Source organism: Apibacter adventoris (genome assembly GCF_002964975.1).
Classification (GTDB): Bacteria; Bacteroidota; Bacteroidia; order Flavobacteriales; family Weeksellaceae; genus Apibacter; species Apibacter adventoris.
The window spans coordinates 61,973-77,165 of record NZ_PSZM01000034.1 but is presented as its reverse complement, the minus strand read 5'-3'; the positions used below and the strand labels follow the sequence as shown (position 1 = coordinate 77,165).

General features: G+C 25.5%; 15 protein-coding genes. 6 read left to right on the top strand and 9 right to left on the bottom strand.

The window, feature by feature from the left end:
* The first annotated feature begins 266 nt into the window (after nucleotides 1-266).
* On the top strand, nucleotides 267-1,214 hold the full coding sequence (locus tag C4S77_RS04855; RefSeq protein ID WP_105193038.1) for a YihY/virulence factor BrkB family protein: 948 nt from the start codon (nucleotides 267-269) through the stop codon (nucleotides 1,212-1,214).
* Here the strand turns inward: C4S77_RS04855 and C4S77_RS04850 are convergent.
* Both C4S77_RS04850 and rpe read right to left on the bottom strand, forming a co-directional pair.
* Nucleotides 1,211-2,086 (bottom strand): diacylglycerol/lipid kinase family protein, encoded by an 876-nt coding sequence (locus C4S77_RS04850; protein WP_105246486.1) that lies wholly within the window; start codon nucleotides 2,084-2,086, stop codon nucleotides 1,211-1,213. The genes C4S77_RS04855 and C4S77_RS04850 overlap by 4 nt on opposite strands.
* A gap of 64 nt (nucleotides 2,087-2,150) precedes the next feature.
* The gene (gene rpe / locus C4S77_RS04845; RefSeq protein WP_105246530.1) at nucleotides 2,151-2,807 is read right to left on the bottom strand and encodes a ribulose-phosphate 3-epimerase; all 657 of its coding nucleotides are present in this window, start codon (nucleotides 2,805-2,807) and stop codon (nucleotides 2,151-2,153) included.
* Nucleotides 2,808-2,959: 152 nt separating this feature from the next.
* On the opposite strand from rpe, the gene C4S77_RS04840 reads away from it, so the two are divergent.
* Nucleotides 2,960-3,517, top strand: coding sequence for a helix-turn-helix domain-containing protein (locus C4S77_RS04840; protein WP_181042822.1), 558 nt, complete (start codon nucleotides 2,960-2,962; stop codon nucleotides 3,515-3,517).
* 20 nt (nucleotides 3,518-3,537) lie between these two features.
* Here C4S77_RS04840 and C4S77_RS04835 read toward each other — a convergent pair whose 3' ends face one another.
* The 3 genes from C4S77_RS04835 to C4S77_RS04825 form a co-directional block, all read right to left on the bottom strand.
* On the bottom strand, nucleotides 3,538-4,089 hold the full coding sequence (locus C4S77_RS04835; protein ID WP_105246483.1) for an RsmD family RNA methyltransferase: 552 nt from the start codon (nucleotides 4,087-4,089) through the stop codon (nucleotides 3,538-3,540).
* The gene (locus C4S77_RS04830; protein ID WP_181042821.1) at nucleotides 4,086-4,844 is read right to left on the bottom strand and encodes a DUF3822 family protein; all 759 of its coding nucleotides are present in this window, start codon (nucleotides 4,842-4,844) and stop codon (nucleotides 4,086-4,088) included. Before C4S77_RS04830 ends, C4S77_RS04835 begins: the two co-directional genes overlap by 4 nt.
* A gap of 97 nt (nucleotides 4,845-4,941) precedes the next feature.
* Entirely contained in the window at nucleotides 4,942-5,943 is a 1,002-nt protein-coding gene (locus C4S77_RS04825; protein ID WP_105246479.1) for a 2-hydroxyacid dehydrogenase, read from the bottom strand.
* Nucleotides 5,944-6,093: 150 nt separating this feature from the next.
* Here C4S77_RS04825 and tig point away from each other — a divergent pair, with 150 nt between their 5' ends.
* Nucleotides 6,094-7,443, top strand: a complete 1,350-nt coding sequence (gene tig, locus C4S77_RS04820; protein WP_105246477.1) for a trigger factor — start codon at nucleotides 6,094-6,096, stop codon at nucleotides 7,441-7,443.
* Between the two features lie 478 nt (nucleotides 7,444-7,921).
* Here the strand turns inward: tig and C4S77_RS04815 are convergent, their stop codons facing one another.
* A complete protein-coding gene (locus C4S77_RS04815; RefSeq protein ID WP_105246475.1) occupies nucleotides 7,922-8,593 on the bottom strand; it encodes a hypothetical protein in 672 nt (223 codons plus the stop codon).
* Nucleotides 8,594-8,717: 124 nt separating this feature from the next.
* Between C4S77_RS04815 and C4S77_RS04810 the strand changes: the two genes are divergently transcribed.
* Nucleotides 8,718-9,074 carry a hypothetical protein gene (locus C4S77_RS04810; protein WP_105246474.1) on the top strand — a complete coding sequence of 119 codons (357 nt, stop codon included), beginning with the start codon at nucleotides 8,718-8,720 and terminating at the stop codon, nucleotides 9,072-9,074.
* Between the two features lie 4 nt (nucleotides 9,075-9,078).
* Here C4S77_RS04810 and C4S77_RS04805 read toward each other — a convergent pair whose 3' ends face one another.
* From C4S77_RS04805 to metG, 3 genes are all read right to left on the bottom strand, one after another.
* Nucleotides 9,079-10,029, bottom strand: a complete 951-nt coding sequence (locus C4S77_RS04805; protein ID WP_105246472.1) for an endonuclease/exonuclease/phosphatase family protein — start codon at nucleotides 10,027-10,029, stop codon at nucleotides 9,079-9,081.
* A gap of 91 nt (nucleotides 10,030-10,120) precedes the next feature.
* Entirely contained in the window at nucleotides 10,121-10,672 is a 552-nt protein-coding gene (locus C4S77_RS04800; RefSeq protein ID WP_105246470.1) for a DUF937 domain-containing protein, read from the bottom strand.
* A gap of 139 nt (nucleotides 10,673-10,811) precedes the next feature.
* Nucleotides 10,812-12,848: a methionine--tRNA ligase gene (metG, locus tag C4S77_RS04795; protein WP_105246468.1), complete on the bottom strand. Its 2,037-nt coding sequence runs from the start codon at nucleotides 12,846-12,848 to the stop codon at nucleotides 10,812-10,814.
* A 903-nt stretch (nucleotides 12,849-13,751) separates the two neighbouring features.
* Between metG and C4S77_RS04790 the strand changes: the two genes are divergently transcribed.
* A complete protein-coding gene (locus C4S77_RS04790; protein ID WP_105246466.1) occupies nucleotides 13,752-14,345 on the top strand; it encodes a TetR/AcrR family transcriptional regulator in 594 nt (197 codons plus the stop codon).
* Nucleotides 14,346-14,396: 51 nt separating this feature from the next.
* Nucleotides 14,397-15,074: a haloacid dehalogenase type II gene (locus C4S77_RS04785; RefSeq protein ID WP_105246465.1), complete on the top strand. Its 678-nt coding sequence runs from the start codon at nucleotides 14,397-14,399 to the stop codon at nucleotides 15,072-15,074.
* The last annotated feature ends 119 nt before the right edge of the window (nucleotides 15,075-15,193 follow it).

Genomic DNA, 15,193 nt, shown 5'->3' with positions numbered 1-15,193 from the left:
TTCATTTTATAAATTATCAATTATTGATAAAAAACCGTTTTAATTTCCCATGAACTATTTTAATATTATAAAAGATTTTTAAATCACCATGAATTAACTAAATTATATTAATACTTTATAAAAATTTAAATAATATATTATAATAATTTATTTTTTATATTCTTTTTAATAAAAATTAACAAAAATAATATTATAAATCTATGAGTTTTTATCTAAACATTTTTAAATTATGTAATTATATTTGAATTTATTTTAAAATTTTTTCATTGAAAGCAATTAATATTAAGCATATAAAAAAATATTTACAAAAAAAGAAAATCGCTTCTTTAAATAATATTTCTATATACGAAATATTACAAATTTATATTCAAGGAATAACCAAGGGAGCTATAGGAATACGAGCAGCAGCAGCTTCATGGAGTCTATTTATGAGCTTATTCCCTTTTTTAATTTTATTTCTTTTATTTATAAGTCGTATGCCTTATTATGAAGAAATATTACAAATCATTTATAATTTTCTTCTTAAAAAATTATTACCTACTAATATATTTGAAATTGTAAATAATTATATGAATAAGAGAATTGATTTAGTAAATAACAATTTAAAGCAACCTAATCTTTTATTTTTAATTTTTTCAATTTTTTTATTCATTATTCTATCATCCAAAGGAGTAAGATCATTAATCAGAGGTTTTAAATCTATAAATAATCATGAACCCATTGAATTTAAGGGATTCAAATCTTTTCTATTAAGTATTTTTATAGTTTTATTTTTTACTATTTTTTTATTTTTATCACTTTTATTAATTTATATTACTGAAATTATTTTTAGAGTTTTCCAAGATTCTCTCCCCCTGAATATTAGTGAATATCGTCTGGCTATAAATATTTTAAATTTTATTTTATCTATTTTTATTTTTTTTATAGGAATCTGTTTTCTTTATTACTGGGGAAGAACTGCTAAATTTAGTTTTAAAGAAGTTATGCCCGGCGCATTTCTTACTACTATTCTTTTTTCTTTAACTACTTACTTTTTCGGTTACTATATTACATATTTTACTCGATTTAATTTTCTTTATGGTTCAATCGGATCTGTGCTTATTATTATGATTTGGATAAATCTTTCAGTAATGTTAACCCTAATTGGTTATGAATTTAATATAGCATTGAGAAGAGCAAAATATTCTATTTCAGAAAACTCCACTTCAAATTAATTCACCAATACATTTAAAGAATTTGGTATAAGGGAAATTTGTAGTCTTTTTGAATTTAATATGTGATATTCACCATCAATTTGCATATATTTTGCAGATGTTTCTATAGTTAATTGACTTGAATTAAATTGTCTCCTTTTTTTACTAAGTTTCTTATTTAATAAAAAACTTATTCCGATCCAGCTAAACATTGCCCAAGAACATTTTTCAACAAGGTTTATGTCAAATTCTCCATCTTGAAGAGATGCTTTGGGCGATATAGAAAAGCCATATCCCATACAATTACTGTTTGAAATATTTAGCATCATTATTTTTCCTGTATAATTTATAGATTTTGAATTAACAGAAATTTTAATAGGCTCATATTTAAAAATACTAAAAAACAGACATTTTAAATATCCTACAAATTGTCTTTGTTTTTGTTGTGAATATATTTTTACAACTGTAGCATCAAAGCCCAATCCTGCATTGCTAAAAAAATATGTATCATTTATTTTTCCGCAATCAATTTTTTCTATATTATATTTTGAATTTAAGATATTCTGTAAAGCTTGTTCTTCATTAAGAGAAATATTTAAATGGCGAGCTAAACCATTCCCTGAACCTATAGGCACTATGGCTAAAGGAACTTCTTGGTTTATTAAAGCTGAAGCTACTTCATTGAGGGTACCATCTCCTCCACAACTTACAATTAAATCTGCATTTTCATGAACTGATTGTATTGTAAAATCAAATGCATCCTGCTTTTTTTGAGTAATTTTTATTTTTATATTTTCTTTTGGGAAAAGACTATATATCTTTCTTATCACTTCTTTTCCTTTTCCTTTTCCCGAGATAGGATTTATGATAAAATGAATATTTTTAAATTTCATTTATTATATAGAAAATATGTAAAAATTACAACCATTATCTTATACTTCTTAAAATTTACTTTTCTTAAGATTCTGCTTTTTGTTTGAGATCATGAATCATTTGCATCGGATCTTTTGCATTAAACACAGTACTTCCAGCCACCAATACATCTGCTCCTACCTCTGTCAATTTTTTAGCATTATCTAAATTTATACCTCCATCCACTTGTATTAGAGCTTTAGATTCTTTTTGTAAGATTAAATCTTTCGTATTTGCTATTTTTTTGTAAGTATTTTCTATAAATTTTTGTCCTCCAAATCCTGGATTTACACTCATAATTAACACTAAATCCAAATCCGTAATTACATCTTCCAGCAAATGAATATTAGTATGAGGGTTGAGTGCTACCCCCGCTTTCATTCCTGTTAATTTAATTGCTTGAATTGTTCGGTGTAAATGAGTACACGCTTCATAATGAACTGTTAAATAATTCGTACCTAACTTATGAAATGTTTCAATATATCGATCTGGATTTACAATCATTAAATGGGTATCTTTAATTTTTTGCGCTTTCTTATTAACTGCTTCTAAAATTGGAAAGCCAAAGGATATATTTGGAACAAATACACCATCCATTATATCAATATGAAACCAACCGGCTTCACTGTTGTTGATCAAATCTATATCTTGGTTCAAATATCCAAAATCTGCCGAAAGTATTGAGGGTGCTATAATTGCCATATCTTTTTTTTTCAAAATTACTAAAAACATTATATTAGTCAAATGATATATATTATTATTCCGACATATATATTATTAAGATAAAAAATACATAATGATTTTATTATAATAATTAATTTACTATCTTTATTATAAAATTTTAAATATAAATTATGAATTTATATATAAAAAATATGGTTTGTTCACGTTGTATATGGGCTGTGAAAAACATTTTAGAAGAAATTTCTATTGATTTTATTTACGTTGAATTAGGAGTAGTAAGATTAAATTTTAACCTCACTAATGAACAAAAAAACAAATTAAACAAAAAATTAAAAGACTTGGGTTTTGAAATACTAAATGATTATCAAGAAAAAATTATTGAAAAAATTAAATCAATCATAATTTCTCGTATTCAAACTACAAAATATAATAATATTAATTTATCGGAAGAAATTTCTCAAAGGCTAAATAAAGACTATTCTTTCTTAAGTAAATTATTTTCTACAACAGAAGGAATAACCATAGAGCAATATATTATTTTGCAAAGAATTGAAAAGGTAAAAGAATTACTTTCTTATAATGAAATTTCGTTATCTGAAATATCTTATTTATTAAACTACAGTAGTTTATCTCATCTTTCGTCTCAATTTAAAAGAGTTACCGGACTTACTCCTTCTCAGTATAAAGCTAAAGGATTAAAATTAAGAAAGCCTTTAGATAAAATCTGAAAAATTAAATCTATGATCTATTAAATTTTTTTAAAAAACGAAAATGATATATTGCCATATTTTCGATTATCTACAAGATTAGAATTTCCTGAAAATTTTATACGAGGATTATGTTCTAAAATCAACTGTCCAGAATCAGCTAAAAAATTATTATTAATTATTAAATTAATAAGTTCTTCATATTTTTCTAATGTAAAATTAAATGGCGGATCTGCAAAAACTAGATCATATAATTTAAAACTTGGTTTTTGTATAAAAGAAAAGACATCTTGCCTTATTATATTTACTTGTTCTTGTATATCTAATTTTTTTAAGGTTTCAACTATAAATTTTACATGTTTAACATTGATTTCCACTGATGTAATATCTTTACAACCACGCGAAGCAAATTCATAATCTATAGAGCCGATTCCTGAAAAAAGATTAAGTACCGATATTTGACTTAAAATATATTGATTATTAATTATGCTAAAAAGAGCTTCTTTTGCAAAATCTGTAGTAGGCCTAACATCAAAATTATTAGGCGCTATGATTTTTTTACCTTTTAAATTTCCTGATATAATTCTTATCATAAAGTATCTAATGTGGTATAATTTTCTAATTCAAATCTTTTTTCTGATCCGGGATGTAACGATTTTAAAAAAGATGTAAAAAAGTCTATATTTTTTTCAAAATTTCCGTAATAGTATAATGTAGAATTAGACAAAGTAATAGATAGTTTTTTTGAAATTACTTGTAAGAAATAAAGTATGTCTTGCATTATTTTATAAGGATAAACGTTGTAAATCAAAAGTTTTTGTTTATTTATTACTATTAATTCAAAATACTCTTTATAAATACATAGGTGAAATCCATCAGTTTTTTTTTCTGCTATTTTGGATAAAAACTTAAATCCAGTATGAGTTATTCTTACTTTATCTGCTAAATCTTTAAAATAATTATCTATTTCTTCAGGATAATAAAAAACTATAGCTAAATCAAAATTGGGTATCCAACAATATCTAAGTCCTTTATTCTCAGAATAAGGAACATTGTAATTTAAAAATACTTCTGCTAATTCTTCTTCAAAGTATTCTAAGGGAATTAATGTAAACTCATCATTTATAATTGAAACATCTATAAAGCTGAATTTATTTGAATTATTTTCCTTATATAAACTTTTTTTTACTTTTTGAATACTATCTTTTTTTTCTGTATCAAATACAAAAATATTTTTCGAAAAAACATTTTCTCCTTTTTTTTGTTTAATACAAGAAATTCTCTTTTTTTCTAAAAGTAAAGAAAGAGAATCTACTACAGAATTATCTAAATTTTTTCTAATTTCCAAAATTAAATCGATTTATGCATATCGCAAATATACTATTAATCGAGAAAATAAATTTTATTATGTCTTATAAAAAAAAGCTTGGATTAATGGGAGAAATTTATGCTAAAAAAGCTCCCGGAGTTGATAATTCTTTTCCTTTTTTAAACTCATCTAAATTTAATAAAATACATGAGGCTATCTGGCTTAAAGCTTCTTTGGTTAAAAAAGCTTGATGTCCAGTTAATAAAACATTAGGAAGACTTGTTAATAATTTAAATTTTTTATCGGGAATAATTTGTTCAGAAAGATCCTTAAAAAATAAAACTCCTTCATTTTCATATACATCAGCACCAAATCCACCAATATGTTCACTCATAATGCCATCTATCAGATCTTCTGTATTTACTAACCCCCCTCTTCCTGTATTTATAATTACTACTCCTTTTTTAAGAGTTTTTATAGTTTCTTTATTAATTATATATCTTGTTTCTGGTAATAAAGGCAGAAACAGAGCTATAATATCTGCCCTTTTTAACAATTCTTCTTTTGTAACATATTCTCCTCCATTTTTTTTAAAATCAGGAGATTCAAAAACGTCATATCCTAAAACTTTACATCCAAAACCATACATAATTTTAGCAAAATTTTTTCCAATTTTACCGGTTCCAAGTACACCTACTGTTTTATTATGTATAGAATCTCCTATAAGTCCATCTAAAGCAAAATTTTGAGATAGAATTCTATAATATGCTTTATGTATTTTTCTACTTAATGTTAATAAAAGTGCAACAGCATGCTCTGCTACACATTCAGGAGAGTATGCAGGGACTCTGCATACTTTTATATTGTATTTTTTAGCTGCATCTAAATCTACATTATTAAAACCTGCACATCTCATAGCTATGTATTTTACTCCTTGTTTTTCAGCTAATATTTTAATTACATCAGCATTAATCACGTCATTCACAAATGCACAAATGGCTTCTGAGGGCTCCATATTTGTAGCTCTTCTTTCATTTAACGTTTTAGGTACATATTCTAAATTAAAGTTATAGTCTTTATTATATTGATCAAAATACTCTCTGTCATATTGTTTAGCTGAAAAAAATGTAATTTTCATAAAATTTATAATTTTAACTGATTCATTGGAATCTATTATGGGATAAATTTACGAAAAATTATCTAATTATATACTTTACATTCTTTAGGTTAAATATTTCCGTTTATAAAATACTTTTTGTAAATTTGCCGGCTTATAAATAGGAAACAAATGAATGTTACACAAAACAAAATAGATGATTTAAATACTGTTATTAGTATAACTATTTCCCCTGAAGATTATAAACCTAAAGTAGAAAAATCTCTTATAGATTATAGGAAAAAAGTAAGCATGCCCGGATTTAGAAAAGGCAAAGTTCCTATGGGGGTAATAAAAAAACAATATGAAGGTTCTCTTACATTTGAAGAGATTAATAAAGTATTAAATGAAAATCTTAGTAACTACATTAAAGAAAATAAATTGTCTGTTCTAGGACAACCACTTCCTATTAGTGATAATAATTTAGATGTTAATGCCAATGAAATGACTTTTAAATTCGAAGTTGGCTTAGCTCCCGAATTTAAAGTAGATTTATCAAAAGCAAATGTACCTTATTATAAGATAGAAAGTACAGAAAAAGAAATTGATGATACTGTTGCAAAAATGCAAACTCAATTTGGGGAACTTGTAGATACTGATAAAATTGAAGAAGGAGGGAATTTTGCAGGAAAAGTAGAAGAAATTGATTCTGAAGGAAATCCTGTTGATGGGGGTATAAATGTTTCAGTTACTTTTATAGTAGATGATTTAAAAGATAAAAAAACTTTTCTTAAAAAGAAAGTAAATGATGTCATTGAAATACAAGCTCAAGATTTATTTAATGATGTCCATCAATTACAACATTTTTTTGGTTTATCTCATGATGAAGCTCATCATTTTAATGCTAAATTAAAAATAATTATTGAAAAAACTTCCACTCGTACTAAAGCAGAACTAAATCAAGAGTTATTTGATAAAGTATATGGTAAAGATAAAGTAAAGTCTGTAGAAGAACTTAGAAATAAAATTAAAGAAGAAATTGAAAATTATTATAAAAAAGAATCTGATACAAAATTCATGAATGAATGTGTTGAATGGTTATTTTCTAATATTTCTTTCGATCTTCCATCTGAATTTTTAATTAAATATATTAAAAGCAATTCTAAAGAACCTTTATCTGATGAAGAAGCTTCTACTGAGTATGAGAAATCTGAAAAAGCATTACGCTATCAATTAATTGAAGGAAAAATTCTTTCTGATAATAATGTAAACATTCAATATCCTGATTTAATTGAATTTACAAGAAATCAAATGAAACAACAATTTGCTATGTATGGATATACTGATATCCCAGATAGCGAATTAGATAAATATGTAGCAAATGCTATGAAAAACGAGGAACATGTTCGTCAATCTTCAGGAAGCTTAATTCAACAAGAGTTATTTAAAATATTTGATACTCAGGTTAAAAAGAACGAAAAAGTTGTTTCTATTGAAGAATTTGATAAAATACTGAAAAAAGAGTCAAATAAATCTAAATAATAAATATTCTATTTTTTAATATTTTTATTAATATTATAATAAAATAAAGAGATTACTTTAAAGTAATCTCTTTATTTGTTTAAAATATTAAATCAAATAATGAAAATCTTTTCGTAAAAATAAAAAATTAAATTATTAATATTGCTTTAGTGTTAATTAAGCTCTTTCTTGTCGATTTGATATATAAGATTATCATTATTTTATACTGCAAATATATAGATTTTATTCTAAATACCAAAATAAATAAATGATTTTTATCAATATTTTATAGAAAATTATATAACATTTTTTATTAGTACGTAATTAACTATGTGAATTACAATAGTTTATTATGTAAGTGAATATAGATTATAATCTTTCTACATAACATAGATAAAAATCTATATTATAAATAGTATTATTTAATAATATTTATAAAAAAGCTGTTTAAACTGAAAGTATAAAAAAATTTTAGTGTTTTGAATGGAGGTTTATAAAATTATTTTTCTTCAGAAAAAGAATTTAAAATTGATTTTTGCTGTAATTTTAATAATCTACTTAGATTATGTAATACACGACCTGTAAAACTTTTAATCCATCCTTTTCTTTTTAAATAAGGTGCTGTTTGTTTTAGTGTTTCGAAATCATTATTCAATTTAGTTAACTCTACTTCTAACAATTTAGGATCTCTTACCATATTTTTAATTTCCATCCCAAATTCTTCTTTCAATTCATCAAGCTTTCTATCAATTTTTAACAATTCATCGGTTGTAAAATATCCCTCAATATGATCAAACTTTTCGCATATTTGTTCTACATTTTTTTGTTCTTCAACTAAAAGGCTCAAAGGTGATTCTGTAGATATTTCCTTCCATATAGAATCTAACCAATCATGAATTTTAATATAAACTTCATTTTTATCAATTAATAAAAAAGTATCTTTAAAGGAAAATTTCCCGGGACAAGCTTCTCCAAATATATCATAAGATTCACCTTCTTCTCTGGTTTTAAAATGATTTTTATCATTAAAAAGAATATGAAATTTAGGTTCTATAAGATAAATAATTTTTAAAACTCCGTCATTTATATTAATTTCAAAATCAATATATTCAAATTTTTCATGTTTCTGAAGAACATTTATCACTCTTTCTAAAAAATCATCTTTAACCATTTTAATATTTTATAATTATAAGTAAATCTAATTAGTTTTGATATTTTTCTATATAATAAGTATTTTTTATTATATTTGCAATTCATGCAAATATATAATTTTTTCTATATACTTTATTAAAATTATGAAAAATATCAATAAAACAACTATAGAAAGGTTAGTAGAGTTTATGGAATATAAAAATCTTAACGATAATAAAATTACCTCCATAGCCGGATTATCTGTAGGTTTAATAGGACGAGCCAGAAAAAATAATTCCGGATTACATAGTGATACTATTGAGAAAATATTAACTTCTTTTCCTGAATTAAATCCTACCTGGTTATTAACCGGTAAAGGAAATATGTTGAATAAAGAGTCTGAAAAAAATGTAATTAATAATAATCAAGAAAATGAAGAAAATTTAATTGATGATATTTTTGATACGCAAAGAGATATATTAGCTTTTTTAAAAAAAAATTATACTAAAAAAATATTTTAAATATTTAAACTTCTACTAAACTATATACAGGAAAATGATCACTGTACCCTCCTAAATATCTGCTCCCTGAATAAGTTCTAAAAGGAATTCCTGTTTTTTTTCGTTCTGTATCTTGTAAAAAAGGAGCATTAAAAACGTTAGAGTTTATATATTTACTATTATTATTAAGAAAAAATGATTGAGAAAAAATAATTTGATCAAATAACATTCCTTTTCCTTTATAAACAACACTAAATTTATTATTATTGTATAAGTTGACAAAAGGATTAAAAAAATCATTAAAAGATAATTTATCTATAACCATTTTACATTTTAATTCCCGATATATGTAGGAAGCTTCTGGATTATCGTTAAAATCGCCCATAATCACAATATTAGCTTTTGAATCATTCTTATAAATTAAATCTATTTTTTCTCTTAATTTATGTAGTATATATATTCTCTTTAATTTATTTTTGTCTTGATCTCTTTTAGAAGGTAAGTGCAAAACAAAAAAATAAATTGGAATTTTTGATAATTTCCCATGAACATAAATGATATCTCTTGTATATTCTTGGATACCTTCGGAATTAAAAACTTGAATTCGAATAAAATCGTTATCTATTAAAGAAAAAAATTTTTTATTATATAAAAAAGCTGTATCTATTCCTCTTTCATCTAATGAATCCTGATGTATATATTTATAATTTTCTCCATTAGGAAAACAATCTAACAAATCTTTAATTACCTTATTATTTTCAATTTCGCATAAACCTATAATTGTAGGGCTATTATTTGTTTCTTCTCTACCAATTAAGCCAAGAGTTTTAGTAATACGATGTAATTTATTTATATATCTAGTTCTTGTCCATGAGCGCTTACCTGAAAATGTATATGTATTTTTATTTATTGAATTTTTATCATCAAAACCTACGTAAAAATTTTCTACATTATAAAAAGCAATTGTATGAATCATTCTAATTTTAATACAACATTGTATAGGAATAAAATTATAATATTTTGTAATAATAATTTAGGTATTAAAATAAATAAATTTCATCATCACATTAAAATAATGAAGACCATAATTTATATGTTGAAAATGATTTTAATTTATCTATTAATGTATTCATTTCTATCGGAATATATTGTTGAAAATTAAATCTTTCATCTTCTATATGATTTTTTAATACAGAAAAATTAATTCCAGACAATAAACTTTCTCCTATAAATGCTGCACATAATAAAATAATTCTGAAAATAATTTTTTTTGCGTTTTCTTTAGATAATCCTGAATCCAAACTTATAATATTGATAAATTTATCTTTTTTATCCTGAAATAAATATTGTATAAACTTAGAAACTATTTTTTTATTTTGAGTGCAAATTTTGTCACTAAATAAATCTGAAAAGTTAAACAGCAAACCTGAACTCCCAGCATATTTTAATAATAAAATAAATTTCTTATTTTCTTTTTTTTCGATTAAAATTTCTAATATACTTGCAATTGTAGTTTGTATTGCAGATAAAATTTTACTCTCATCTTCCTTGAAGTCTTTAGAAATATCCTGAACTAATTTTGGAGATATGAACTCGTTTATTGAATTGAATAATTCCATTTTTTAGTGTTTTATATGATTAAGATTTTAGTGATCTTTGCAATTAGAAAATCTCTTCCTTGCAAAACTACTAAAAATAAGTATATATTAGAAGTTTTCTATATATAATTTAAATAAAAAAGCTATTTATTTATCAAATTCACTTAATTCTACATCCATTATCTACTATTTCTTCCGGAACCAAAAAAGAAAACTTACCATTGGTATTTTTTGTTAATAACAACATTCCTCTGCTTTCAATTCCTCTTATTTTTCTCGGAGCTAAATTTAAAAGAACTGTCACTTGTTTTCCTATTAATTCATCAGGAGAAAAACTTTCTGCTATACCTGATACTATTGTACGAATATCAACTCCTGTATCTATTTTAAATTCTAATAATTTATCTGTTTTTTCAACTCTTTTAGCCTCCAAAATAGTCCCTACTCTAAGGTCTAATTTCTCAAATTCTTCAAAAGAAATAACATCTTTCTGAGTTTCTATCTCGGACTGAGGCATTACGTTTTTATTTTTCTTTTCTTCTAATTTTTGGATCTGATAATTAATCTGTTCATCTTCAATTTTATCAAATAGTAAAGGAATATTCTTTATTTTATGTCCTGCTTTTAAAATTTCACATCCATTTTCTAAATCATTCCATGAATAATAAGAAATATTTAATCCTTCTATAATTCTTTTTGATGTAAATGGCATGAATGGTTCTGATAACTGAGCTAAATAGGCAACTATTTGTACTGATACAAATAAGGTATTTGCTGTTTTTTTAGGATCTGTTTTTATTGTTTTCCATGGTTCTTGCTCTTGCAAATATTGATTTCCGATTCTTGCTAAAGCTATTAATGAATTTAATCCATTTCTAAATTCATATTTTTCCAAATATTTTGAAATATTTTGAGCTGTTTTAGATAACTCTTGTAATTCAGGAATTTCTGATAGATCTTTTGGATTGGGAACTTCACCATTATAATATTTATGAATCAGTACAGATACTCTATTTATAAAATTGCCAAATACTCCTACTAATTCGGAATTATTTTTAGTTTGAAAATCTATCCAAGTAAAGTTATTATCTTTAGTTTCAGGAGCATTAGATAATAAAACATAACGTAAAGTATCTTGTTTTCCTGGAAAATCTTCTAAATATTCATGCGCCCAAACAGCCCAGTTTCTTGAAGTGGAAATTTTATCATTTTCTAAATTAAGAAATTCATTTGCCGGAACGTTATATGGTAAAATAAAATCTCCATGAGCTTTTAACATTGCCGGAAAAATAATACAATGAAATACTATATTATCTTTAGCTATAAAATGAACTAATTTAGTATTTGCATCTTTCCAATAAAGCTTCCAATCTTTACCTTCTTTTTCCGCCCATTCTTTGGTAAAAGATATATATCCTATGGGAGCATCAAACCATACATATAAAACTTTTCCCTGTGCATCTTTTAGAGGAACAGGGATACCCCAATCCAAATCCCTGGTCATAGCCCTGGGTTTCAAACCATCATCTAACCAAGATTTCACCTGACCATATACATTGGCCTTCCAATCGTCTTTATGACCTTTCAAAATCCAGTCAGATATAAAATCTTGATACTTTTCTAAGGGTAAATACCAATGTTTGGTTTTTTTTAATATAGGTTTTTCTCCACTTAGCATAGAATGAGGATCTATTAATTCTCTAGGGCTTAATGTTGAACCACATTTTTCACACTGATCTCCATAAGCATTAGAATTTCCACATTTAGGACAAGTTCCAACAATATATCTATCTGCTAAAAATTCACCAGCTTTTTCATCATAATATTGTTCTGACTCTTCTTCTGTAAATTTATGATTATGATATAATTTAAGAAAAAATTCCTGCGTAGTTTCTTTATGTTTTTGTGATGTGGTACGTGAATAATTATCAAATGAAATACCTAATTCTAAAAATGTTTTTTTCATTAATTCATGGTACCGGTTTACTATATCCTGAGGGGTAACCCCCTCTTTTTTAGCTCTCATAGTTATAGGAATCCCATGTTCATCTGACCCTCCTATAAATACAACCTCATGTTGTTTTCTTCTTAAAAATCTTACATATACATCCGCAGGAATATAAACTCCGGCTAAATGACCAATATGTAAAGGACCATTGGCATAAGGTAATGCTGAGGTTACCGTATATCTACTCATGAAATAAATTTATTTTTATAATGTTTATTATTAACTTGGCAAATGTACAACATAAAAGCAGATTAATGAAATTTAACAACTTCAGATTGATAATCATAATCAATGTATAAAGATTAAACCACATTGATTTTTTGAAGACGATTCTCATATCGAAGACTATTACAGGTATTTACTAACGAACCGTAAATTCAGCGTCGGAACAAGCTACATTTGTCTGATTTATTTCAAAAAAATAGTCCGTAATGCGGTAAATCAGAAAATCCTATTTCTCAATCCGTTCTCAAACTTTGCCACATTAATGAAAGACCCCATACATAAGACACTGAGCAAAGAAGAATTGGAGAGATTTATGGCTTACGATCAAAAGTCTGACAGCAAAAAAAGTAAGGATATTTTGTGATTTCTGTATTTACAGGCCTTTCGTATATCGATATGAAGAACCTAACATTAATAATATCCATTAGATGGAAGAAAGTAGCCAATAGATCATTTCTAAACGTCAGAAAACAGGAATAGAATACCATGTGCAGTTGTTGTATATCCCAATTAGTAATTATAGAAAAATATTGCGAAAAATAGTCTGACATTAAAGTGTTAGATATATCCCTTGCAAGATGACCATACATTCGGGACTGAATGTCATCGATACACGCTGCGTCATTAACAAGAAACTCGGAATCTATATAAGTCAGCATGCATTCTCAACTATTGTGACATTTTAATATATCTAACAGCAAAACAGACAATTAATAGCGAGTAATCTTTAATAGGTAATGGTTGGGAAACGAGCAAAGCACTTTATTTTGCTTAGGTTTCCCATTATTCAAATAACTTCTTGGAAAATGTAAACAAAATATCCCAAAAAAACATACACATATGTATATTTTTTGTTATATTTGAAATATGAAGCAGCAAGAAAAATCAGAATCTACACGTCAATTACTTATTGATGCCGCATATATTCTATTTTATACAAATGGATTACAAAAGACAAGTATTGATAATATCACTACTAAAGTAAATTTATCTCGGGGTGCTTTCTACCATCATTTCAAGGATAAAAAAGAACTTATTTTGGCTGTTATTAAGACTAAAGTACATAGCAGGATTTATGATACAATGATTTCGCCTCTGTATCGAGAAGGTGATCCAGTCTTACTATTATGTGATACCTTTTCTAAACGCCTTAAATCTTTTACAAAAAACGAAAAAGAATTAGGTTGTCCTTTAAACAAATTTATTACAGAATTAAACAGCTACAAACAATACAACTCTGCTTTAATGAACACTATAAATGAGTGGGAAAAAGCTATCAAAGATATTCTTATCAGAGCTAAAAAAGAACAGAAGATTAACTTTGATACGAATGTTAGTGCTACTGCTTTATTTTTGATTAGTGCATATGAAGGTATAAGAACAATCAGAAAAATTGATGAAAATGATACCAAACTTAATGAATTTATTGAGATTATTATAAAATATATAATGAGCTTGTAATTTTTTTTAATTAAAAACATACATATTAGTATGTTTTGAAATATAAATATTATGAAAACAAATCAACTTATTTTAAAGCCAAAAGTTTTATTTTTTGATATCAATGAAACTATTTTAAACACCGACCCTTTAAGATCGTTTCTTTCTTATAAATTCGGTGAAAATGCTTACGACTTATGGTTCTCAAAACTATTGCATTACTCATTAGTCTCAACGGTTACCGATACTTACAAAAACTTCGGACTTATTGCAATAGATGCTTTGAAGGTAGTGTTTAACTTAAAGAGGACTGATTTTACCGCAGATACCTCAACTCAACTGCTGAATATTCTATCTTCATTACCGGCATTTCCGGACGTTTTAAAAGCTCTCGAAATACTCAAAGAAAAAGGATACTTGATTGTGGCTCTATCTAATTCGTCAGAAGATTTACTAAAAAGACAACTAACAAATGCCAAAATTGATTATTTATTTGACAAACAAATTAGTACAGAAATCTTCCAAAGTTATAAACCGCATCGGGATGTTTATCTTAAAGCTGCATACCTTTTAAATACTCCTATAAAAGAATGTATGTTAGTTGCCTCCCATAATTGGGATGTATATGGTGCATTATGTGCAGGCTTAAGAGCTGCTTTTATAAAAAGAAGTGAGCAACAAGCATACTTCTTATCATTAAAACCAGATATAGAAGGGATTGGCTTATTATCTTTATTTCAAGAACTATAAAATACATATTCAGAAGCTAAATATTCTTTGTGATATGAACGCAGTTTTCAACGAAATAATGGATAGGATAAATATTGAATCACAAATGATTGATTTGTAAGGGCTATTTATCTCGTGAA

Bases quoted from the DNA above. Each gene is read 5' to 3' on its own strand.
- C4S77_RS04850 (WP_105246486.1), bottom strand. From the start codon at position 2,086: ATGAAATTTAAAAATATTCATTTTATCATAAATCCTATCTCGGGAAAA.
- rpe (WP_105246530.1), bottom strand. From the start codon at position 2,807: ATGGCAATTATAGCACCCTCAATACTTTCGGCAGATTTTGGATATTTG.
- C4S77_RS04840 (WP_181042822.1), top strand. From the start codon at position 2,960: ATGAATTTATATATAAAAAATATGGTTTGTTCACGTTGTATATGGGCT.
- C4S77_RS04835 (WP_105246483.1), bottom strand. From the start codon at position 4,089: ATGATAAGAATTATATCAGGAAATTTAAAAGGTAAAAAAATCATAGCG.
- C4S77_RS04825 (WP_105246479.1), bottom strand. From the start codon at position 5,943: ATGAAAATTACATTTTTTTCAGCTAAACAATATGACAGAGAGTATTTT.
- tig (WP_105246477.1), top strand. From the start codon at position 6,094: ATGAATGTTACACAAAACAAAATAGATGATTTAAATACTGTTATTAGT.
- C4S77_RS04815 (WP_105246475.1), bottom strand. From the start codon at position 8,593: ATGGTTAAAGATGATTTTTTAGAAAGAGTGATAAATGTTCTTCAGAAA.
- C4S77_RS04810 (WP_105246474.1), top strand. From the start codon at position 8,718: ATGAAAAATATCAATAAAACAACTATAGAAAGGTTAGTAGAGTTTATG.
- C4S77_RS04805 (WP_105246472.1), bottom strand. From the start codon at position 10,029: ATGATTCATACAATTGCTTTTTATAATGTAGAAAATTTTTACGTAGGT.
- C4S77_RS04800 (WP_105246470.1), bottom strand. From the start codon at position 10,672: ATGGAATTATTCAATTCAATAAACGAGTTCATATCTCCAAAATTAGTT.
- metG (WP_105246468.1), bottom strand. From the start codon at position 12,848: ATGAGTAGATATACGGTAACCTCAGCATTACCTTATGCCAATGGTCCT.
- C4S77_RS04790 (WP_105246466.1), top strand. From the start codon at position 13,752: ATGAAGCAGCAAGAAAAATCAGAATCTACACGTCAATTACTTATTGAT.
- C4S77_RS04785 (WP_105246465.1), top strand. From the start codon at position 14,397: ATGAAAACAAATCAACTTATTTTAAAGCCAAAAGTTTTATTTTTTGAT.